The 611-nt window shown below is 53.4% G+C and carries 2 tRNA genes and 1 rRNA gene; all 3 read left to right on the plus strand.

From position 1 onward, the window contains the following. Positions 1-65, plus strand: a 16S ribosomal RNA gene (locus tag FZZ93_RS18195); the annotation flags it as partial. A gap of 98 nt (positions 66-163) precedes the next feature. Then, positions 164-240: transfer RNA gene (locus tag FZZ93_RS18200), tRNA-Ile, on the plus strand. Positions 241-392: 152 nt separating this feature from the next. Beyond that, positions 393-468: transfer RNA gene (locus FZZ93_RS18205), tRNA-Ala, on the plus strand. Positions 469-611 lie beyond the last annotated feature (143 nt).

A 611-nucleotide genomic window follows, 5' to 3' on the forward strand; every position in this document is an offset into this window, starting at 1 on the left:
TCATGACTGGGGTGAAGTCGTAACAAGGTAGCCGTAGGGGAACCTGCGGCTGGATCACCTCCTTAATCGACGACGTCGCCGGCACTCGGCAAGTGCTCACAATGAATTACCTGATCGGCCAGAGCAAAGACTGTTTGGGTCGCGGACCCAGTGGTTGAAAGCCGGGTCTGTAGCTCAGTTGGTTAGAGCGCACCCCTGATAAGGGTGAGGTCGGCAGTTCAAGTCTGCCCAGACCCACCAAAATCTTTCCCATGCCACGTTGAATCGTCACTCGCCTAGTAGACTAGGCGTCGTTCCGATTCGCCTTGCCTGGAAAAGATTTGCGGAGTGAAAAGAAATGAGCGTGAAGGGTCTTCTTCGCTCTTGCTTCTTCCCTCTTCCGTCTTGATAGGGGGGCCTTAGCTCAGCTGGGAGAGCGCCTGCCTTGCACGCAGGAGGTCACCGGTTCGATCCCGGTAGGCTCCACCACCCTAACAGTTCATGTGACAAGACCAGTCGCAAGTCTTGAGAAACGGAAGAAGTGCTTTCTTCTTCGCTCTTATGACTTCCGACTGTTCTTCGAACAGTCGCTCTTTAACAATGTAATCCTGCTGACAGTTCCTTTCGAAAGA

Source organism: Halomonas eurihalina, assembly GCF_008274785.1.
Taxonomy (GTDB): domain Bacteria; phylum Pseudomonadota; class Gammaproteobacteria; order Pseudomonadales; family Halomonadaceae; genus Halomonas; species Halomonas eurihalina.